The 20,569-nt window shown below is 37.1% G+C and carries 20 protein-coding genes; 8 read left to right on the top strand and 12 right to left on the bottom strand.

Annotated features, from left to right (window positions below; all coding sequences use genetic code 11):
- Window positions 1-132: 132 nt before the first annotated feature.
- A complete protein-coding gene (locus H5232_RS13730) occupies window positions 133-561 on the top strand; it encodes a hypothetical protein (protein WP_182831072.1) in 429 nt (142 codons plus the stop codon).
- A 21-nt stretch (window positions 562-582) separates the two neighbouring features.
- On the opposite strand, the gene H5232_RS13725 is transcribed toward H5232_RS13730, so the two are convergent.
- The 3 genes from H5232_RS13725 to H5232_RS13715 all read right to left on the bottom strand — a co-directional run bounded on the left by H5232_RS13725 (window position 583) and on the right by H5232_RS13715 (window position 4,655).
- Window positions 583-840 carry a hypothetical protein gene (locus H5232_RS13725; RefSeq protein ID WP_182831071.1) on the bottom strand — a complete coding sequence of 86 codons (258 nt, stop codon included), beginning with the start codon at window positions 838-840 and terminating at the stop codon, window positions 583-585.
- Between the two features lie 17 nt (window positions 841-857).
- Window positions 858-1,130 (bottom strand): hypothetical protein, encoded by a 273-nt coding sequence (locus H5232_RS13720; RefSeq protein ID WP_182831070.1) that lies wholly within the window; start codon window positions 1,128-1,130, stop codon window positions 858-860.
- Window positions 1,131-1,199: 69 nt separating this feature from the next.
- Window positions 1,200-4,655, bottom strand: coding sequence for a phosphoadenosine phosphosulfate reductase family protein (locus H5232_RS13715; protein WP_182831069.1), 3,456 nt, complete (start codon window positions 4,653-4,655; stop codon window positions 1,200-1,202).
- 293 nt (window positions 4,656-4,948) lie between these two features.
- Between H5232_RS13715 and H5232_RS13710 the strand changes: the two genes are divergently transcribed.
- The 5 genes from H5232_RS13710 to H5232_RS13690 all read left to right on the top strand — a co-directional run bounded on the left by H5232_RS13710 (window position 4,949) and on the right by H5232_RS13690 (window position 10,783).
- A complete protein-coding gene (locus tag H5232_RS13710) occupies window positions 4,949-6,100 on the top strand; it encodes a DGQHR domain-containing protein (RefSeq protein ID WP_182831068.1) in 1,152 nt (383 codons plus the stop codon).
- Window positions 6,101-6,115: 15 nt separating this feature from the next.
- On the top strand, window positions 6,116-6,424 hold the full coding sequence (locus H5232_RS13705; protein ID WP_182831067.1) for a hypothetical protein: 309 nt from the start codon (window positions 6,116-6,118) through the stop codon (window positions 6,422-6,424).
- 286 nt (window positions 6,425-6,710) lie between these two features.
- Window positions 6,711-7,445 carry a disulfide isomerase DsbC N-terminal domain-containing protein gene (locus H5232_RS13700; protein WP_182831066.1) on the top strand — a complete coding sequence of 245 codons (735 nt, stop codon included), beginning with the start codon at window positions 6,711-6,713 and terminating at the stop codon, window positions 7,443-7,445.
- 6 nt (window positions 7,446-7,451) lie between these two features.
- A complete protein-coding gene (locus H5232_RS13695; protein WP_182831065.1) occupies window positions 7,452-8,171 on the top strand; it encodes a TraV family lipoprotein in 720 nt (239 codons plus the stop codon).
- A gap of 14 nt (window positions 8,172-8,185) precedes the next feature.
- The gene (locus H5232_RS13690) at window positions 8,186-10,783 is read left to right on the top strand and encodes a TraC family protein (protein ID WP_182831064.1); all 2,598 of its coding nucleotides are present in this window, start codon (window positions 8,186-8,188) and stop codon (window positions 10,781-10,783) included.
- 64 nt (window positions 10,784-10,847) lie between these two features.
- On the opposite strand, the gene H5232_RS13685 is transcribed toward H5232_RS13690, so the two are convergent.
- The gene (locus tag H5232_RS13685; RefSeq protein WP_182831063.1) at window positions 10,848-11,285 is read right to left on the bottom strand and encodes a hypothetical protein; all 438 of its coding nucleotides are present in this window, start codon (window positions 11,283-11,285) and stop codon (window positions 10,848-10,850) included.
- Between the two features lie 300 nt (window positions 11,286-11,585).
- On the opposite strand from H5232_RS13685, the gene H5232_RS13680 reads away from it, so the two are divergent.
- Window positions 11,586-12,263 carry a zinc-finger-containing protein gene (locus tag H5232_RS13680; protein WP_182831062.1) on the top strand — a complete coding sequence of 226 codons (678 nt, stop codon included), beginning with the start codon at window positions 11,586-11,588 and terminating at the stop codon, window positions 12,261-12,263.
- Here H5232_RS13680 and H5232_RS13675 read toward each other — a convergent pair whose 3' ends face one another.
- Window positions 12,264-13,031, bottom strand: coding sequence for an EAL domain-containing protein (locus tag H5232_RS13675; protein ID WP_182831061.1), 768 nt, complete (start codon window positions 13,029-13,031; stop codon window positions 12,264-12,266).
- 196 nt (window positions 13,032-13,227) lie between these two features.
- Between H5232_RS13675 and H5232_RS13670 the strand changes: the two genes are divergently transcribed.
- Complete coding sequence (locus H5232_RS13670; protein ID WP_182831060.1) at window positions 13,228-13,530, top strand: hypothetical protein; 303 nt, start codon at window positions 13,228-13,230, stop codon at window positions 13,528-13,530.
- A gap of 2 nt (window positions 13,531-13,532) precedes the next feature.
- Here the strand turns inward: H5232_RS13670 and H5232_RS13665 are convergent, their stop codons facing one another.
- The 7 genes from H5232_RS13665 to H5232_RS13635 form a co-directional block, all read right to left on the bottom strand.
- Entirely contained in the window at window positions 13,533-14,306 is a 774-nt protein-coding gene (locus H5232_RS13665) for a PRTRC system ThiF family protein (RefSeq protein WP_182831059.1), read from the bottom strand.
- A 69-nt stretch (window positions 14,307-14,375) separates the two neighbouring features.
- The gene (locus tag H5232_RS13660) at window positions 14,376-15,101 is read right to left on the bottom strand and encodes a hypothetical protein (protein ID WP_182831058.1); all 726 of its coding nucleotides are present in this window, start codon (window positions 15,099-15,101) and stop codon (window positions 14,376-14,378) included.
- Window positions 15,102-15,156: 55 nt separating this feature from the next.
- The gene (locus H5232_RS13655; RefSeq protein ID WP_182831057.1) at window positions 15,157-16,455 is read right to left on the bottom strand and encodes a hypothetical protein; all 1,299 of its coding nucleotides are present in this window, start codon (window positions 16,453-16,455) and stop codon (window positions 15,157-15,159) included.
- A gap of 89 nt (window positions 16,456-16,544) precedes the next feature.
- A complete protein-coding gene (locus H5232_RS13650; protein ID WP_182831056.1) occupies window positions 16,545-16,772 on the bottom strand; it encodes a PRTRC system protein C in 228 nt (75 codons plus the stop codon).
- A gap of 11 nt (window positions 16,773-16,783) precedes the next feature.
- A complete protein-coding gene (locus tag H5232_RS13645) occupies window positions 16,784-17,254 on the bottom strand; it encodes a hypothetical protein (RefSeq protein WP_182831055.1) in 471 nt (156 codons plus the stop codon).
- Between the two features lie 89 nt (window positions 17,255-17,343).
- Complete coding sequence (locus tag H5232_RS13640; RefSeq protein WP_182831054.1) at window positions 17,344-19,047, bottom strand: PRTRC system ParB family protein; 1,704 nt, start codon at window positions 19,045-19,047, stop codon at window positions 17,344-17,346.
- 92 nt (window positions 19,048-19,139) lie between these two features.
- Window positions 19,140-20,255 carry a hypothetical protein gene (locus tag H5232_RS13635; protein WP_182831053.1) on the bottom strand — a complete coding sequence of 372 codons (1,116 nt, stop codon included), beginning with the start codon at window positions 20,253-20,255 and terminating at the stop codon, window positions 19,140-19,142.
- Window positions 20,256-20,569 lie beyond the last annotated feature (314 nt).

Here is a 20,569-nt window from a genome sequence, read left to right as displayed (position 1 = left end):
TTCGATAATACTGCGCCATTGTTCAAGGCTACGCGTTTTTCTCATGACTATCTCCTCATTGAAATTCGGAAATAGCTTAATCATTTTGACGAGTTACTGGCAGGTGCATTTTGCTAGACGCTTACAAAAGAGATGCATTCCGCGTTAAATGCACTTAAAAAATATGACTGGCAGCATCCAACCGATTCTCCTGATTTCATAGTAGCAGTTGATAACTTTTCAATATGTTGTAAAAGAGAATTCGATTTCAACGAGAAATACCCTTCTCTTAACTCAGAGGGAATCAGTATCAATTACTCTAACTATACATGCGTAGATGAAAGAAAGCCTATAAATCTTTATTACCTTTCAGAAGAACGTAACTCTACCCTTGGTAACTTTTCTGAAGCTTTTCTAAGCAAACTCTACTTTAATGATCATATCGATTATATTTCAGTAAAAAGTTTTGAAAAGTTCTATAGTAAAATCTCTACTGCTCAAATAAAAAACTTTAATAAAAATTTATTAAGTCACGAAGCATTTATAGAAGCAAACTTAAAGGAACATTTTGTAACATACTAAACAAGAATAATTGTATAAATCCTAGGCCATCAATGATGGCCTTTTAAACATCAGTGCATTATTCTGAAGTTGAGAGATGCAAATTGTACGAGATCCAATGCCAAGCAATTTAACCGACTCCCCCCAATTTGTTGTACGATACTTAACATCACTCTTGATAACCCCCAACCAACTTGAAGCTCTACGGGTACTTACATCAAAATGCTTAGCAAGTTTTTTTGCTGTGAAGTATCCACCATTTTCGAGCATAAATTCAGCTGCGTCATTTACTGATAACATATGGTCCTCCAAATAGTTCATTCATTTGCAAGCATGGGTGGTCTAGCAAACAGCAAAGCCTGGGTTTGTAGACTTCTCATACTGGATTTTCGACCATAGATAGATACCACCTTTACGGTACGATTAGGGACACCTGTATCAACCGTCTTATACTTATTAGTTGTACGAATGTTATATAGGAGTGCGCTCGCTTTATTTGCTGAAATAGAAAGTGCTTTCCCGAGGGATTGGGCCGTATAAAACTCACCTGTTTCTAACATTAATTCAGCTGCATTTTCTGTCGATGCCATTTTCATACCTTTTTAATTGAAGATTTTTAGACAATATCAACAGATGAATTTTGCGCTCATTTTGAAAAATTAACTTAACAATGCCAGCCTTTGGGCAAAAGTCATTTTTGATACCACCTTATGTGCACCGGTATCACAGACTTTGTTGATGGTTGTAACTACATCATCAAACAAAGCGACTGTACAATTAATATTCTTTTGAGCTGATTGAAACGCGCTTAGGAGCGTATCAAGTCGCGGGTTCCATTCATTTAACACCGATTTATCTACATTAGATCCAATAGCGCCATGAACTAAACGAGAGAACTCAGACTTAGCAGACCCTTTGTCTCTAAAGGTCATGTTATTGAATTCTGCTAAAGCTACTAAAGCAGGCTGCCAAACTTGTTGAGCCTCTAAAATTCTTTGATTGATTTTCTTTAATCGTTTGATTGCTTTTGTGGTTAATTGAACTTTTAATTTAGGATTGTTATTGACCAAACTAACGTCCTTACTGGTCATAATTCTGCTAAACAAGTCTTCTATTTTGCTCACTCCATCAAAATGCATCATAAGCCAAAGCTTTGCAGCATTACTTCTATCACTTATTGATACTGCGTGTGTATTAAACTCAGCTTTAAGAAGATGTAGGTTTTGCTTATGAATTGATTCATTGATTACGATGTTTACACTTTCATCTAGAGCGTTAAGAGTTTTGTCAATGTTAACGTCAAAACTTAGGAGATTTGATCTAGCATTTCCCCTTTGCTGGTTTCTGTACTTACGGATAACGTCAAGAACCTCAGCTTTATCTCTTCTATGCTGGCTCATTGCTATAGCGCCTTCAGAGGCTTTGACTACGTCAATTGGCATTGATTGGTACTTAAACATAGAAAGTGAATCCATTATTTGAGTACGCTTTAGCAAAAATTGAAATTGAGATAGATACTTTCGCTCAATAGTAACACCACCCTCTGTAATCAAAAGCTCAGCTGCTTGCGTGCCTGGGTACTTTCTAACGTCATATTTATTAGACTTTCGAATATGGCGGTACTTAATTAATCTATGCATATAGTCGTTATGCAGCTCAAGCGCCCTATCAAGTCCACCAGCTTCTTTCCAGCAAGCTACGGTTTCATGTGAGATGAAGATGTTTTCTCGCGCTTCATCACTGTTCAGGAAGTCTTTATCATGCATTGATATCAACTTTTGCGTATGAGTATCAAAGCAAAGCTTAAACATCTCTTTTTCCTGCTTATGAGCTTGATGATATCGGCTATCTACACTTAATGGATAAAACACCATTCTTGTATTACCACGTGTTATTTTTTTTCTATTAACCTTAGATACTCGTTGAGTAAAATTGATTTTTGCAGGTACTTTTCTAGCGCTTTCACTGTATCCGGTTATTAAATTGGTTTTCTCAAAGTACTTTAAGCTACGAGTTAACTTTCTCTCACCAACAAGGTTGTTAAACATTTCAAAATTAAGCTCAAAGTCTGGTACCGACACCAAAAGACTTTCGAACTTTTGAATACAGTAATTATCAACTTCATTCTCTAATCCTGTATTCAATATCAGCTCTAAAAGCTTCCCAGAGACAACCTTTCCTTCAAATAGAACCTTTTTGATTGTTGGTTTGTGTAAAGAAACTACACCATCAACCGTCATTGCTGTCGATAATGCGCCATCTAATTTACCCGCTGATATATTGAGGTCATAAATAGCCGTGACATTAACGGAGTGGTTTGAGCCCCTTTTGATACTACAATTCATATCTTCATCAAAAATATCACTTGCATCTAAAGGGCGGGTCCAAAGGTCTATCAATGATACGTGATCAAATACATGCTTTTGGGCGTCTTCATCTCTTAACACTGGCATCATTACAGCTTCAGATAAAGCCTCATAACCTTGAATTTTACCGATATCAGCGTCACTCATCTCACTATTCAATTTTGGGTATGGTATCCACCCTTTTCCTTGCTCAATCTGTTTCCAAATCGCTAAAGGCCTAAATGGTGCTGCTCCGATACCATCCAAAGACCACCGAAAAGATAAAAGTACGGCATGTACATCACTAAAGTAGTAGTTAAGGTTCTGAGGGTTTAGTAAAGCTTCTTTATACATTTCTAAAAAAGCTTTCTTTATTTTAGGGGGTAGAGTTACATCGTTTTGAATACACAGAACACCTTCATGCTCAGCTTCTCTCCCCTGCTCTACTAAAGATTTGAAACGCTCTGAATGAGAAATGCTTTCTTGTGTTAGCTGGCAGGCGTACCTTACAATTTTATCTAAATGCTTGGGTTTTAAAGTATTCGGTTGCAAAGCAACACGATTATACCCTACAGGATCAAACGCCCGAGCGTGGAGCGCTCGCTCACTCATGTTAGAGCTAATTCTAAATAGCCAATCTCTTAGCCTTAATGTATTTTCTACACCAAGCACTTCCCAACGTTTCAACTTTGCAAGGTTAGTAGCTGTTTTATCTTGCTTTGAAACGATAGTACAAATAGAACACCCGAAGCGTGCTTTGCCATTGCAACCTGCCCCACCACTTTGCCCTGTAGCAATTTCGCAAGTCTCACTTGTACCATTACCATATATCTCGATTAAAAGACCAAAGTTTGATAAGAAACCTGGTATGTCATAGCAAGATCTTTGAAGTGGTTTTGAACCAGCCAAGCTGAGCAAAAGAAATACATCATCAGTCTCCCAGTCACGAATTGGAGCATAATTGTAGACTTTTGAGTTTCCAACAGACTGTGATGTCATTGAGTTCATTAAATCTTCTGCAGACTTACCTTTTAGATTGTGGCGCTCCATATTCTTTGACCTACGCGAAGACTCTCTTTCCCTAGAACCTAAGCAAGAAATAATTGGTGAACTAGCATAATTGCCATACTTCTTTGAGTGCCTAATAGACTCTACAAGAGAATTTACAAAGTGTTCGTTTGGGTTAACCTTTAAAATTACTGAGCAATCACCAGAGCGAGTTGGTGTTGCTGGAATTTTCTGGCCACCAACGTACCTAATGAAGAATTCATTGTTCAATGAAGGTTGGACTAATTTAAACTGAATATTGATACCTTCGGACTTAGCATATTCAAGCATTCTCTTACTGGCATAGTTAACAAACATTTGCATAGGTATCGCTTCTGCTTTTGTATTAACTGTCGAAACGATCAATGGGCGTTCTGGTTCAATGGTTTTTGCTGCAATAGCTTGGCGATAAGCCTCCATCACAATTAGCAATGTAACTGTCGAGTCTTTCCCAAAAGAACATAAAGAAGTAATTATTGCTCGCTCATTTTCAATTAGAGCTCTTATATCAGCTACAGATGAAGAAAAGGCTTGAGCAACTAATTTCTCTCTACTTACTTGGTTAACTGTTCCAACAACAACGCTATCAATGATGTCTATTGGATTAACTTTGAAAACACTCACTTCACACTCCAACCTAAACTTTGTAACTATTGTCACATAGGATATAGAACGCGCTTTGAATGAAATGATAACTAAATATTCTCCACGATTATTTTTCAAAAAAAAGTCATACAGAACAATAACTAAAATATATTTACACTTAATTATTCAGGGTGAATTCGCCAAAATATTAACTTCAAAAAACATAAAGCCAACCTTAATAAATTATAGAAAACCTTAAATATTCGCCAGCCAAAAAACATAAAAAAAACTCTTATTATCCGATGGTTACATGAAGTTGACTCAAATTATTCAGGGTGAATTCGCCACTTATTCGAGGTTAATTATCTCAAAAGTGCGCGTTATGGATTCGGACTTACTATGGTCTTAATCGAAACATAAAGAGAACCGAAATGAATAATCAAAACGAGACTATTACTTCTCCTTGTAACAAGCCGCTTCATGTAGTGCTTTTTAAAAGTAAAGAGGGTATTGAGCAACAAGGCGTTCAATGTTACGAAGGTGTCATGACTTTTAAAGAGCTGGTGGATCACTTTAAAGCAGAGAAAGGCTCAGAGAAAATTGGGGAAGTAGATAAGAAGCAACGTGACGTTGATTCAAAGCGAGTAAATGGATTAAAGCAGTACTGGACTACATCCAAAGGGACTGTATTCCCAAATATAACGCTTTTTGCTAACTCCCTCTCTTTAAAAAACTCAGTAACTGTTGGTAATAAGCTGATAATTGAAGCGACCTTAGAAAGGAATGCAGATAGATTTATAGCAGACGGACAAGGCCGACAAGCATTCATTGATTGGTTATTATCTGATGAAAGCAATGCAGAGTTTGAAGATCATACTATTAGTTTTAAATTAATAGTAACGCAAACAGAAAGTCTATCTACCCCAAAAGCCGTACAAATTATTCGACAACTTTTTGCCGACTATCATGTGAAATTAACTAAGCCGAACTCTTCTATCAGTAAGCATTTTGACAATAGCACTGTGTTAAGTCGTTTAATGAATGACTGTCTAGAACTACAAGTAGATTCCTATAAGCTAAAAAGCAAAATTGCTCTCCATGGAAAAATAAAAGCAGGTCATATTTGGACATTCCAACAATTCACTACAATGATGCAAAAGTTCTTAAACTTAACAAATAGCACTGCATCAAAACAAATAACAGATGAAGCTCAATACGAAGATGCCCTTAACTTATGCAGAAGCTATTTAACCTGCATTTTCAGATTATTACCAATAGAGAACATTACGAACACTCAAGACCATGAGAAGGCAATGTTTACACGAGCAATTTTTGCAAATGCACTGGGTTATGTAGGTCGTTCATTAATGGATGAAATGTTATTAGATAATTCGATAGCATGGGAACGAATCAATCTAAACGGCATACCTATAGAAGATAAAAGTGATTCATTCTGGCTTGAAGCTAATGTGACTATGAAAGATAAAGGCACAATAAAAATAATCAAGAATACGGATACGCGAATTGGGTCATTGATCTGTAGAAAACTAAGAATTTACCCTTGCCCTGAATTGTCAGCTTGATCATAAGGTAGAGATATGAAACAAGAAACTAAAGTTGACTTGCAGGCGCTTCGATTCCCTGTTGCGTCACTCCACCTTAATAAAACACTCGATGACTTCCTAAATAGTGAAAATGAAAAGCTCACTATCATTACCATCGATCTATCAATTGAACGCTGTATAATGCAACGAATAGCCCATAGAAGCTTACCGTTAGTATTGGAAAGTGGTTCTTTACAAGAGCCAATTACAAGTGAGCACATAAATTCATGGTGTGATGCATTCGATGAGGAAGATTACGAAGATGTTTCATTTCGACAACACCATGTCATTTTGAAGTATTGATATGTGACAAACTTTATTCGTTAAGGTTGGTATATATCAACCTTAACCTTAGATCAGTATTTTACCAACCTAAGGCTTTATCATGCCTAAAACTAAGTATTTAGAGCTTTAAATATGCGAAATTCACCTTAATTTGTTGATTAAACAAGTATATCACCCATCGAGCTAGTAAAACTCTGCTTTGCTCAAATCCATGAAAAAAAGCAAAAATCAGTAATTAATCTCCCCTTTTCATTCTATAGCCAAGATTACAATGACATGTCTGTCAATTAAAGAGTAAGTCACAATGTCACTAAAGAAAAAAATTACGGCTATTGGTCTATTAGCAACTGTAAGTCTTTTAAGCGTATCTTCAATGGCGAAATCAATTAATCCGAAAGAATTAAAACAAACTCTTTCTCAAAAAGGTGATATCGAAGGTATTCAAGAACTCCCTGTTGAAAACTTAATGCTAGTTAAGACTAAATCAGGACAAACATATTTTGTATCTAAGAATGGCCGCTTTGTCTTTCAAGGGCAGTTAATTGATACATGGTTTAGACGAACTATTGATGAGTTGAGCGAAGCAAGGAATGCTCACCGTGTTCCTCTTGAAAAAATGGGCGTAAAACTAGATGAGCTTGCAACACTATCATTTGGTAACCAAGACATACCTAAGCAAGCAACAATATTCGTTGACCCTAATTGCGGATACTGCCACGCCCTGTTCAATAAAATTCAGCAATCTCCAGAAAAGTACAATGTCGACTTTGTACTAACAGCGATGCTGGGCAACCAATCTTTACTTGAGTCCAAACGCCTAAATTGCGCTGTTGATAAATCTAAAGCTGTCATCGACCTTATGAACAAGACAAAACTAGCAACAGAAATGAGAGAAGACTGCGATGCAAAGGCTGTTCAAAAAGCACCTATCGTTATGGGATTGCTTGAGGCTAGAGGAACCCCATTCCTAGTTCGTGAAGATGGCTTAACCTTTAATGGGCTACCAAGCGATTTTGATGCATGGCTTGAGATGGAGTAACTAGCAATGAAAGAAATCTTTAAAATCAGCTCAATTCTAGCCATAGCCTCATTATTTTCTGGGTGTTCAGCATTTACGATTGGTGAAGAGGAATTTTCATGTGCAGGTAAACCGGAACTTGGTCTCTGTAAAGGGCCGATGGAGGTTTATGAGTTAACCAACAATCAAGACCATCTTGAGCACATGATGACTGCAGAATATGCAAAAAACGAAGGTGAAAAAAAGTCAAATTCAGAAGGAAACCAGAAAGTCATTTACGTTAATAGTCAAGGGGAAGACATCACATACGTATATGAACCAAGAAGTTTGCGAAGACAAAACGCACAAGATTATGACAAAGCCAACATTGTTGGTATCGCTAGCAATGACACAATGTCATATTCGAAACAATCACACGATGAGTTAGATGACTTAAGAACTTTCAATTACGTTCCAAATGATATCGCGCCAGAGCCTCTCGCGGTTCTAGAAGAAGCTAAAGCAATGCGTATTTATGTTGCTGCTTGGGAAGATAAGTCTGGAGATTTGAATATTCCAGGCTTCGTTTATGTTGAATTACAACCAAGACGCTGGGTAACAGGCCATCAAGCTCAAATGCGCCCAAGTCGAGTATTACCATTTCAAACAATAAAGAAAAGCAAAGTAACAAGCCAAAGAAAAGAAACTATGGCCAAAGGTATCGATCCGTTGAGCATTTCTAGACCTCAGCCTGAGGCTAATAAGTAAAATAGGTGTATAGCATGCTGAATAAAATCCAAGAAGCTATCGAAAAGATATTGAATCCAGATATCGAAGAAACCCAGCAGAATTATGCTGGCCCCCTTTGGCGAAGCACCATTGAAGATCAACAAAAGCTTCTCGGAGGTAATAAAGCCGCAGAATTAAACTGTGTAATGGAATATATTAAAGAATATCAAATGTTCTTAATGGAAGGCGGTTACATTGGATTTGTTATCGCCTGCCAACCAACTAACGGGGTAAACAACGAAATAAGAACAGCCTACGAAGGCTTTCTATCTGATGAGTTTCCTCACAACACATTAATTCAACTAAGCCTAGCAGCTTTACCACGAATAGATAGCTTTCTAAATGGTTACAGACAACTTCGAGGGAAGCGGATTGGTGGTGAAGACGGTGAGCTTGCTGATGCAATGAGCGAATCAGTAATTAATTATTACTCTAAAGCAAGAAAAGAGTCTCTTGATAAAAAATCAGGTATCCGGCCAAGAGATTTTGAACATTGGATCACAGTAAAAATCCCAGTTAAAAACTTTATCCCTTCCGATAAAGAGCTCAAAGAGTTCCTAGAGATAAAAGATAGAACATATTCAATATTCGAAGGGTTAGGCTTAGCCCCATTGATTTTAAATGATGAAGAATGGCTTTCAAGAATGCAGACTTTCTTCAATCACTCACCTAATGCGCTTTGGCGAGATAAAGTAAAAATCAACAAACTTGTCCCACTTGGTGCGCAAATATTAGAGCAGGGCGGAATAATTAACCGTGATGAATATGGTCTAGAATTTTCATCTTTAGATGAGAAGTCAAATGGATTTGCTTCAGTCATGACCCTCAAGCAAACACCCGATTACTTGAACTACGGAGATATTATAAACCTGCTAGGTGATTGGCGTTTTGGCAAGCGAACGGTTGCTTGGAACCCATATTTAATGACGCTTAACGTACAGTTACCAAGTATTCATTCGGCAAATGAAGAATTTGATCGCCGTAACAAATGGCTAAAAAAACAAGCAAAAGGAAAAATGCTGGAGTGGGTTTCAACCTTGAAAGACCAGGCACAAGATTATTTTGCAATCGAAGATGAACTGAAAAACTCAAGATTATGTAAAATTAGCCTAAGCATGATAGTCCTTGGTGAGAACAAGAAAGAAACATTCACTGCGACTAGGAAGCTGCAGGCATTCTTCAAACGTAAAGAGTATAAGTTCAACATAGAATCAATTTTGGCGCCTAGCACTTTCTTAAACGCTTTACCTCTTGGACTTGATGATGAATATATAAAATTATCAGACCGGTTTGATGAATGGACGGCAAAAGGGGCTGTATTTTTATTACCACATAGCGCGAGTTGGAAAGGAAACACCTCACGGCCAATTCTAGAGTTTGTCACGCGCTTTGGGCAAATATTCGGTTTAGATATATTTGAAACAGACGGCTCCTTTAATGCACTTATTTGCGCTCGCTCTGGAGCTGGTAAGTCATTTTTCAATAATAAGCTAATCACTTCATATCTAGGCTCTGGTGTTAAAAGCCGGCTTGATGTGGGCAGCGATACTGACGGCGCTCAAGTATTTGTTATTGACAAAGGTCGCTCATATGAAAACTTAGCAAGCCAGTATAAGAATGCTCAATTCATTGACTTCAATGAAAACATGAAGTTTTCACTTGATCCATTTGCAAATATTGATGACTTTTATGGTAAAGAAGGTCAAGCAGCCATGGTTCATTCCTTGCTGAAAGCAATGGCGTCAGAATCAGGTGATTTAAGTGACTACCAATCTACAGAAATGCTTACAGTACTCACTGAGCTTTGGAACCTTAAAGGTAAAGATTCATCAATCACAGACTTTTCTGATCTGTGTGAAAAGCACCAAGATGTTGAAATAAAGAGGATAGGGCGCCAACTAAAGCCATGGTGTGAAGGCGGTATTTTTGGAGACTTTTTTGGTAAGAAATACCCACCAATAAACTTCAAATCACGATTAATCGTTTGTGAGATGGATGAACTATCCTCGCAACCTCACTTATCACAATGTGTTCTGATGAGCCTTATCAACGCAGCTCAACATGCAATGTTTTTATCAGGCAACAAACAAAGAAAACTTTTCATTCTCGATGAAGCTTGGGAATACCTTAAAGACAAGCCGGGTAAAATCAATTATCTAGCCGAGTTCCTTGAAACTGGTTGGCGTCGATTCAGGAAAACACGTGCAGCTGGCATTTGTATCACACAGAGCTTACTTGATGCTTACCAAAGCCAAGCAGGGATGGCCATAGTTAACAATAGTCCATGGAAGTTTATGTTGGCCCAGGAACCGGAAGCCGTTGATAAACTCAAAGAGTTAAAAGCGTATGATGGTACAGATCAAGACTATGATTTAATGAAAAGCGTTCATACTGATAAGGGCCATTACTCAGAAATCTTAGTGAGATACGGGCAATCGAGGGAAATAGTTAAGCTTTTTGTAGATAAAGAAACCCAACTAGTTTACTCAACAGATCCAGATGACAGGGAGTTAGTAGACAAGTTTAAGTCTCAAGGTTATACAATTAAAGAAGCTCTAGAGCTTGCAAATAAAGAGAAGGGTAGGGGGTAATCACCTATGTGCGTACACGTATAATTATGTGTACGCACAGATAAATTGCAAATGAAGCGAGTTGTTAAAACTTACCCAATTCAACTAAGCACTGCTTTCGAAGACCGCAAATTTCATTGAACAATGATTTATTAAACCTCACTCGAACAGCAAAACCATTACCATATGCAACAATACCTTGCGGTGCAGGTAGATACCATTTGTTCAGCATTCCCATATACAATGTAATTTGAGCTCTTTCATATAAATTTATTCCAGTATAGTTTCGAGACTTAAACTCACATACAACAAACCTAAGCTTTAATAGATTGAAGAATAGGGCATCTGGCATACCGACTAGATTCTTATTTTCAACCTTTATTGGTTTACGTCCCCCAACATCACCACCAAGAAATAGACAATAAAGAGGCACTTGGAGCTTTCTCTTGACGCTATACCCTTTTGCAATCAGTACGATCACTACGATAGAGAACACTAGGAAAATTTGAATAATAAGTAACATATGAAACCTATAATAGTTAAAAACACAGCGCGTATTAGATTTGAACTTTTACCTGCCCGGGCGTGCTCTCGCGTGCCTCTTTTAGCCAGTTTTTTATCGAATGCACCACCTTTAGCTTTCCTAAATAATTCTCTATCTGAGTAATAAAGGGCTAATTGGGAGACTGGTATTGATTTTTTTTGGTTCATTTACACCTCCTTATGTCACTCATTATTTCACGCAAAAAAATTGAGGCAAAGATTAAAATCGAGAAAATTGAGTTTTTTTTGAATTCCAGCGCAATTGTTTAACCAGGGTTTAATGGAAGACATACAAACACTAAAACAAGGCAAAGCTGTGATTTATTTAAACCAAGTCGATCTAAAAAAACTGGTCCAAGAACAACTATCTAAGTCTGGAATAGTTGATGCTTCTACGTATAACTATGTAAATGAACTAAGCAAGTTGCTCTCTGATCACCGGCATGAAGCTCTATCCCTGGCACTTATAGGGGAGCTGAAGCATAAAGCTCATTACTTAACTGACTTAGCTGAAAAATCGATGCGGATGTATTTCATCCACTTTCTGGAAGATATTGTGATGGGAAGAAACTCAAGAGCTGCAGGGGACATCAAAGTCCGCTGTGAATACTGTTCCGGTTTAGCATCACTTTCAGAGTCAAAGCACATATTCAAAGGTAAAGATCACGGCTTAGTTTATCTTTGTGAAAACTACAAATCAGGATGTGATTCATACGTTGCAGTGCACAAAGGGGATAACTTACCTCAAGGAACCCTGGCTAATGCCGGCACTCGAAGCGCAAGACAAAAGGCACACAAAATATTAGATGTACTTTGGAAAGAGTATGGTTTTGCAAGAGTTGATGTGTACAGACAGTTGGCTAACTACCTAGAAGTTAAACCTAATGATTGTCATATTGGTAAATTTACCGAGCAACAATGTGAATCAGCGATAAACTTTACGAAATTTATAATTTAATTATTCCACAATGCCCGTTAATACTTTTGGCATTCCCAACCCATAGCCTTGGCCAAAACAAAAGCCAAGGCCTCTTGCTAATTCAACGTGTTCTTCAGTCTCCAAGCCCTCAGCACAGACTTTACATCCGAAAGACTCGTTGAAAGTCGATACGAATTTAAAAACCTTCTGGCACTTAATATCATGTAGAGACTTAATACCAAAGTTTCCATCAAGCTTTATCATGTACACATCAAGCTCACAAAGCATTTCAAAATTAGAGACACCAGTACCAAAATCATCAATCGCAAATAGATACCCATTTGCTGTCATTGAATTAGTGTTCACCAAAACATCATTGAACATCTTGTGTGAACAGGGGCGCTCAGTAATTTCAAATATCACTCTTGTCATATCAATTTTGAATTTTCGAAAGTAATAATTAACCAATCGCTTAAAGCCCTCAGAAGCAACTTGGGCAGGTTCTAAGTTCACTGTAAACTTTACATCACTAAACTTCGGATCGTTTAAATATGGCCTTATAGCCTCAAGGTTTAGCAAGGTTAGCTGATCTGATTTACCTGAAGAGATTACATCTATAACAAGCTCTTCAATTGAAATACTAGCAAACTGTCGCGACCTTAACAGAGCTTCATACATAACGACCTTATTAGTTTTAAGGCAGAAAATTGGCTGAAAATGAAATGTGAAACTTTTAAAATCAAATTCCGCCCTATGTATCGCACTCACATCTGATTCAATAATAATTTCTCGATTGTCAGCTAGCATAGTAACCCCTCGCATTAATACACTAACTCTATATCAACAAACCCGAGCTAATACTTAAAAAAAAGATAAATTCAGGTAATAAATTACTAAACAAAGGTTAAACAATGAAAAATTGTTTAATTTTGCAGTTTTTTCGACACGCCCAACTATAAGTAGGTGCTAATTTGTTGGGGATATTAACAAAGGAGCATATTGTATGAGTTCTACATTGAGCAAAATGATCGTGAAAATTAGCAGCGGTAATTCAAAACGAACTGTTGATGAACAGGTGAACGTGGGATACCAATTTATCTTGTTCGTACTATTCATTTGTTTTGGTGCAAGCCTATATTTAATAGCTAATGCAGCAACATTAATTATTTTATTTAGACTTGTCGTTCCAGCTTTAATCTGCGGATACATTGCAAAGTGCATTATTGATGTATTGAAAGGTGGGAAAGCCGCCAAGCTTGAAGCGTCAAAGCAATTAGCGGCAATGCGAACTGGCGAAAATAGCTAATATTAAGAGTTGTAACCTAGCACTTGCCAGCAAATAGGGTCTATTTTTAAAGGTTTTACTGTCGCACTATCTAAATCGACATAAGAACCATGATGCGAAATAGATCCCTTTCTTAATAACTCCCACAAAAGCCTTGTTGCTTCCAGTACAACCTTTTTGTTAATTCCATACTCCTGCTTACGTAGAGCTTCTATGTGGCTACAAGAGTCCTCGTCAACATCGACAATACTCTCTAATTGGGGGTATAAATCAAACACATTGGGTAGCTTATTAATTTGTTCGTAAGCGTGACCTAAAATAATCTGGCCTGATGCGCGTCCGTTGCCCAAATCTAACCACATTAGTGATTTATTATAACTAGAACCACGATTATCATTAGCAAAAAAACGCCCCATATCAGCACGAACCTTGGCTTTATCCACACAAGTAACCACCAAGTCATAGTTTCTATAATCAAATACCTCTGGCAATAGACGCTCATTTTTATATTTCCAACTTAAGTTGCCATGTAAATTAAACCTTGAAACAAGCGTTTCAGCTTTATACATACCAACATCAACAGGATAAAACCCTTGCCTACCGACATTTGATTCACTAACTTTATCATCGTCATACACACTGATGTTTAAGTGAACTTGATGATTGGTTACCTTTCGCAATAAATAATCAAGCTGAAAACATTCTGATAAAAACGCAGATCCTGTACCACCCGCACCAATAACTAATACATTTAATGGTTTAGAAATCCATTCTGATGGAATTGAAAACGTGTTCATTTTTTAACCCTCTTAATGTGACCGGACATACAATGTGAATTATTCACTATCAATTTGAATGTGAAATATTCACAAGGCCGAACTTAAAAACTCTCCCAAACGCATAAATCGATTCAACTCTCGCATTCTTACTTTTGCATTTCTTAGGCTCTTTGTGTTGGCTTTAGCGCTCCAGAATGCGAGCAAATTTTGCGTTGTTACAACTTCCTTTGCTTTAAGGGTCTTATCGTGGTTTACGTGAGTGAAGTTTGAGGCCAGTACAGTTTTCTCAACATCATTCATGCATTCAGCAATTGATATGATCTTTTTGGGTAAAGTTGCATTTCCTTGGCAAACAACTCCATTCGAATAAATATTCATCAGTGGCGCATGATACAAACGCGTATTTTCATTGGGTCGTTGATTACTTGGTAAAGCAAACACAATTAACCCATTTGGTTCTCCTTGTTTATCTTTTTCCAAACAAAAAAGAAGGGCAGGGTAGATAATTGAAAATTCAGTCTTGGTGTTATGACTTCTATACCAAAAAATCCCCTTATGAGAAGGTTTGTGCCATACAAGCGCTTTACTGTTATTTAAGATCACATTGCTTGGCAGCAGTTCAAAGTCATCGGTTTTAGTTTCTATTTTCTTAGGTGAGAGTTGTGAGCGCATTATTTCTATACATTCAGGTACATCAATGTATTCACCTAACTTCATGCCATCACTATCAATCATGTGCTTTGTCGCACAAAAGATATTGTTCGCAGATTGCCCATGAAATACAAGAGCAACCTGTGGTGTATGATTATTCATTTTTATCTCCGAATTTAGAAGGTAAAAACAGAATACCCAACGATGATAAACGCGCTTAACTTGACACTAAAACCCCTATTAACACATCAGCCATACGCATTTGCTTTAATGCATCTAGACAACGGACATCAGTTAGGTCAATTTTTAATTCGCCGTTTTCACAAGTGTCATTGAAGTATTGATTTAAGTTATTTAAAGCCGCTGTATCATTAGCTAAATCAAAACTAATAACACGTAAATCTGATACAATTACATCTGAACAAGTTTCAAAATAATTAACCAAATCATATTGGCAGTGAGAAAGTAATAGCTCACTAAGGACTTTCAATTTATATGCGAGTGGATGAGATACAAGGGGGTTTTGTGTATCAGACCAACTCTGTAACACAGCTAAAATATTATTGAGACTAGTTTTCAAATCATCATAGAAAAACAGATCATTAAATAAGCCGTCATTATGAAGGTCAAAGTTAAATTCTATACAGTCTTTTAAACTAAAGATCAGGCTATCAATATCACCATACATATCAATAAATTCTTCTGTCACTCCTGAGTGATGTTCATTAAGAAACAAAGCCAATTCTTCATCCTCAAGCTCAAATACTGACTCTTTCAATGCATTACGACTTTCAGAACTTAGATCTCGTACATATTCCATCAATTCCTGATCAACACTGTGCGAGTACATCAAATCGAGCGATGTATTATAAGTACCAATACAGGCTAAAACATTGATTAAATTCACTGTCAGATCTCTTAATGGCTTTGGCTTATCTTTTAAATCAATATCAAGCACAGCCAGACCTTGACCATACGTAAACTTCAAGTAGGCATCTGGAGATGAATAATAGTTATATTTAGAAGCCTCAAAGAACACAGATTCAATGTCTAGCTCTACAGTCCTAGTCATAAAATCAGCAATTTGTTCATTAGTTGATAACCCAAACTCTTTGAGCTTACTTACCCAAAACTCTTTGTAATCCATGAGTTGAGATTCAATTGCTTTAATAGTTAAGTCATGTAGGTCTTTGAGTGCCAAAGCCTGCTTGACTGTATTAACTTCACTCGTTAGAACACTTTCAAGCAACTCATCGGCTAATGAATGCTTTTGAATCCCTTGTAAGAAAGGTTTCCAAGAACTCCAGTCATCTGCCAAGGTTGTTAAATGGCCTGCCGCTAAAAGGGTTTGCTCATCTATTTTTTCTTTTGCTTGAGGCGTTATCATTGGGATAACACCGTACAGCTGTTGATGTGGAAGAGCTACATGAGCGGGGTTAACCACTTTCCTTTGTAAGGGCATGGCTGCTTGGGTAAGCGACCAAGCTCCAATTTCCTCTGTACGTGAGATGAACATTCTTCCGAGACCCCTTTTTTTGTTGAGTTTATCTTTTCTATTTGAGTATCAAGCGCCAAAAGGCGCTTATCAAAATTGCTTACCATATATCATCCATTTGTTTTTACAGGCGGAACTTGGATTGTGTATTCCATATACCGACCACAACTAGACAATATACCGTCACTTTCATAAATACGTGTAAAGCGTACCATCGGGTACTGCGTAGAAAGTAATTCAACAACTTCATCAAGTGAACCACTAGGAATCGGATCTGCTAACTCAATTGAACCTAAAATAAATTTACGCTCTAAATTCTCTAAACTTTCAAATCGCATTGACACACCCCTTATAGCGAATCAGCTTGCTCATCATCAAAATCTGAAAAATCTTCATCAACTGTGATATTTGGCTCTGCATTAACAGTTGATTCATTATTTGTCGCTACAGAGCCCTCAGAAGCGCCGACAGAGGACGTTGCAGCATCTAATGATGATTTGACATCAACAAGTGAGTTATAGCTTGCAGCAGCGCTTACAAACGAATCTGTGTACTGAGTAATGTAGTCAGCGAAGTTAACATCTAGCTCGCCAATATCACCTTTGGCAATAAGTGGCTTAGAAAGCGCTGTTCGTAACCTAAGTTGCGCCGACTTATCACGCCCATTTAATTTTTCAATCGCACCTTCAAGCTCAGGAGAGTTAGATGGGTATAACTGAGTGTTCAATACCACTTGAGCGCCGTTATCAGTTAATTTAATTGAAAGCTGTACTTGTTTCGCACCTGCTTGCTGCATTAGGTTTGCAATAGACTGAATCATATTTATATCTCGTTTTTAAAAGTAAATTAATTAGAACATGGGAAAATAAAGGGGCAACTTCATCTTAAGAAACCCCAAAGGGAGGGAAATTATTTTAAGTGCTTGAAAATTGTGTCAGGCGCAAAAGAAGACCAATCAAAATCAAAAGAAATAATAACTTTAATAAAGTCACCTTTTGATTTACCAGCAATTTTAGAAAATGTTAGCTTGGCTGATTTGTTAGCTTCACAATCATTAAATGCCTTATCAAAACCAGCACTAACACACAGACCTTTAATACCCGCACCTGTATAGTTTTTTAATACTTCCTCAGAGGGATTCCACGCTGCGGTTATAATGTCTTTTGCGTTATCAAGTGTTGCCATAGCGCTAATCATTAAGGCTTGTTGTTGAAACACAAATCGACTATCTACAGTTTTTGCGCTACTTGATACACTCGCTGTTACGGCTTGATTTATAGCTTCTTGAATTTGCTCATTTGTAATTGGTTTACATGCCAAAACGTTTTCATTAAAACTATCTGACTTTTTGAAAAATGCTGGCTTATAACCTGTCGTAATAGCCATTGAAGCAAGCACTACACCATTTACGTACCAAGCTTCATTCGCAAATATTTTTTCAGCTTCTTGATGAATTAACTTCTTTTCAAGCTCAATAACAGCACTAGGTGTTTTTTGTTCCACTGGTTGAGGTTTTTTGGTTGATATTCTCGTACTTGTTGAAGTCGAGGGTTCTTTAGAGTTAGCGTTGCTTTCAGCTGCAATTTCTTGAGTATTATCTGGCTCATTAAATGCTTTCACACATTTTGCAAAGCAAACCTTATCAATGCATTGCGACTCTAATGTTTGCCCTTCACGACCAGAACGATCATCCATAATCACTACATTCGATTCACAAGATGCACAACCTTCGTTGTATTGTGATTCACCAACACTGGCGCTAGAAACTGTATTCCTGTCAGCGCTTGAACATTCAACTAATAAAATTACTGTTCCGTATTTTTCTTCTGCTAACTGTTTTTGCTCTTTCAGCCACTCATCGGTTTTAACATTCCAGCATGATAGCTTTGCACACGCCGCTTTATCACTAACGTTAAAGTCGAACATACCTATCTGGTGTGAAGTGTTATGAGGACAGGCTGCACAGTCTTTGGTGTCAAATTTTGCTGTATGTAAATACTTCTTTGCCTTTCCAGCACGTTGCTTTAGATACTCAATGCTCCAATTCTCATTGATGATGTTACCTAATGTGCCGATTTGTAACTTTTCTGAAAAGCTCGATAAAATGGTTGCGTGACCAATCTTAATTTTATTTTCGTTTAATGCGTTTAATACATCATCACAACAACGTAATAACTGAACACGGTCATTTAATTTTTTTTGAGTCCAACCTAATCGCTCGGCTGCGGCTGAATAGTCACCTTGATACATCGTAATAAATTTTTGCGCGGCCTTTGATTCATCAACAATGGTTAAATCATCTCGCACTAGGTTTTCAATTAACTGAGCTTCATACGCTTCATTGTCAGTCATTGGCTTAATAAGTGCTGGTACATCAAAACCAAGCTCAATACACGACTCCCAGCGACCAAAACCTGCTATCACTTCAAACTTAGACTCGCTTGCTGTTGGACGAACAAGAATTGGCTGCAATACCCCTCCAGCTTCTTTGATAGATTCGGTTAAATTTTTACGCGCCTCATGGTTATTTTTTTCACGTGAGTTTCCTAATGCAAATGGTACTAATTGATCTGATTTTAGCACTTGTACTTCTACATTGTTTTGATAATTCATAACTGATTTCCTAATTTGTTTGTCTTGACTGGAAATAAGGTATCAAGGTGTTCAAAACGCGCATTTTTACGAAAAATATAGCGCTAGATAAACTAGCGCATAGACATGATCACACTGTTGATATTGACGTTATCAGGGTCAGTGATTTTGAGGAGAGCTTTTGAAGTGAAAGATATACAAACTGAGTTAGATTTTATGCTTTTAACAGCATCGAACAGGTAATTTGGGTTTAAGGTAAATACAGGCTCATAACCATCGGTTACATTTGCTTGTAATAATTCAGTATTTACTACATCGTCAATTTCATTTCCTTTATCCGCATTTGCATTTAGTAATAATTCCTGCCCTTTTAATGAGATTGTTAACTTTGCAATTTTTGCACTTTGAACAAAGCCCTTAATTCGTTTTACAGAGTCCAGCAACTCACTTTTAGCAATTTTAATGGATTGAAATAACTCAGTATTTAAAATCTCACTTACGTCTGTAAACTCAGTGGCAACGAACTTTGAGCCATATACTGTTCCTCCAGTTGAGCAATAGAAGTAGCTCTCATCAAAGAAAAAGCCCAAAGTACCATTAGGCTGTGCTTGGAGAAGCATTTCAGCAAGTTTAAATGGCAAGATACCTTTCAAATCATCTACAGAATTTTCTAACTGAACAATGTCCGTAGCCAATCTATGACCATCACTAGTGTATAACTTCATCTTATTAGAATTTATAGAAAAGTTAATATGATTTAGGAACGGCCTTACATCGTTATTCGCTTTGGCATAAAAAATACCAGAAATAGCAGACTTAAATGACTCAGCATTACAAGAAAATTGAAAGCCACTAGGAATTACTATTTTGGGAATAGGGTAGCTATCACATGGCATTGTAGCTATTGAAGCCCTTGAACGACCATGTTTCACAATTACTTTATCTTCATCGAATTGAAATTTTAATGGCTTACTTTCATCGGTAAAGCTACTTATGACTGTATTGAGTTTTTTGGCTTCGATACAAATCTCATAATCTTCAAACGCATCAATTGGTGAAGATTGCCTAACAATTGATTGAGTGTCAGTTCCTAGCACTTCTGCTATGCCGCCAAGTAATGAGAAGTGAATATAATCCAGCGCAGATATATTGCACTTTGAGCTATTTGCTATACCACAAGCATCCACAAACAGATGTTTTGCGGTAGAGAGTGAGATTGAAAAATTCATGAATATGCCTTCTATTGTTTATCTAACAACAGAATGACAGCTAAATAGCATCGTGCATTTTGCAAAGAACTTATTAGCTAAATTAGCTAAAGGAGTTGAATTTAGTTCTTTTTAAATACTAAATATTATTTTTTAATTTTATTTGTTGAGAGCTAAGAATAAATATTAAGGATAATAATGGTTAAATATATAGGTTAGATCTTTAGGTTAGCGCTGTGGATTGAGTAGTTAACTTGTTGATTTAACTGACTAATAAAAAATAAGTGAGATCGCAATTACACGTTATTTAGATCGTAATTACACCTTATTTAGAT

This window comes from Pseudoalteromonas sp. SG41-5, assembly GCF_014164495.1.
Lineage (GTDB): Bacteria > Pseudomonadota > Gammaproteobacteria > Enterobacterales > Alteromonadaceae > Pseudoalteromonas > Pseudoalteromonas rhizosphaerae.
Note: the sequence above shows the minus strand (reverse complement) of the source record. Positions and strands in the feature narration are given on the sequence as shown.

Coding starts and splice junctions, on each gene's coding strand:
- H5232_RS13730 (WP_182831072.1), top strand. CDS start 133: ATGCATTCCGCGTTAAATGCACTTAAAAAATATGACTGGCAGCATCCA.
- H5232_RS13725 (WP_182831071.1), bottom strand. CDS start 840: ATGTTATCAGTAAATGACGCAGCTGAATTTATGCTCGAAAATGGTGGA.
- H5232_RS13720 (WP_182831070.1), bottom strand. CDS start 1,130: ATGGCATCGACAGAAAATGCAGCTGAATTAATGTTAGAAACAGGTGAG.
- H5232_RS13710 (WP_182831068.1), top strand. CDS start 4,949: ATGAATAATCAAAACGAGACTATTACTTCTCCTTGTAACAAGCCGCTT.
- H5232_RS13705 (WP_182831067.1), top strand. CDS start 6,116: ATGAAACAAGAAACTAAAGTTGACTTGCAGGCGCTTCGATTCCCTGTT.
- H5232_RS13700 (WP_182831066.1), top strand. CDS start 6,711: ATGTCACTAAAGAAAAAAATTACGGCTATTGGTCTATTAGCAACTGTA.
- H5232_RS13695 (WP_182831065.1), top strand. CDS start 7,452: ATGAAAGAAATCTTTAAAATCAGCTCAATTCTAGCCATAGCCTCATTA.
- H5232_RS13690 (WP_182831064.1), top strand. CDS start 8,186: ATGCTGAATAAAATCCAAGAAGCTATCGAAAAGATATTGAATCCAGAT.
- H5232_RS13685 (WP_182831063.1), bottom strand. CDS start 11,285: ATGTTACTTATTATTCAAATTTTCCTAGTGTTCTCTATCGTAGTGATC.
- H5232_RS13680 (WP_182831062.1), top strand. CDS start 11,586: ATGGAAGACATACAAACACTAAAACAAGGCAAAGCTGTGATTTATTTA.
- H5232_RS13675 (WP_182831061.1), bottom strand. CDS start 13,031: ATGCTAGCTGACAATCGAGAAATTATTATTGAATCAGATGTGAGTGCG.
- H5232_RS13670 (WP_182831060.1), top strand. CDS start 13,228: ATGAGTTCTACATTGAGCAAAATGATCGTGAAAATTAGCAGCGGTAAT.
- H5232_RS13665 (WP_182831059.1), bottom strand. CDS start 14,306: ATGAACACGTTTTCAATTCCATCAGAATGGATTTCTAAACCATTAAAT.
- H5232_RS13660 (WP_182831058.1), bottom strand. CDS start 15,101: ATGAATAATCATACACCACAGGTTGCTCTTGTATTTCATGGGCAATCT.
- H5232_RS13655 (WP_182831057.1), bottom strand. CDS start 16,455: ATGTTCATCTCACGTACAGAGGAAATTGGAGCTTGGTCGCTTACCCAA.
- H5232_RS13650 (WP_182831056.1), bottom strand. CDS start 16,772: ATGCGATTTGAAAGTTTAGAGAATTTAGAGCGTAAATTTATTTTAGGT.
- H5232_RS13645 (WP_182831055.1), bottom strand. CDS start 17,254: ATGATTCAGTCTATTGCAAACCTAATGCAGCAAGCAGGTGCGAAACAA.
- H5232_RS13640 (WP_182831054.1), bottom strand. CDS start 19,047: ATGAATTATCAAAACAATGTAGAAGTACAAGTGCTAAAATCAGATCAA.
- H5232_RS13635 (WP_182831053.1), bottom strand. CDS start 20,255: ATGAATTTTTCAATCTCACTCTCTACCGCAAAACATCTGTTTGTGGAT.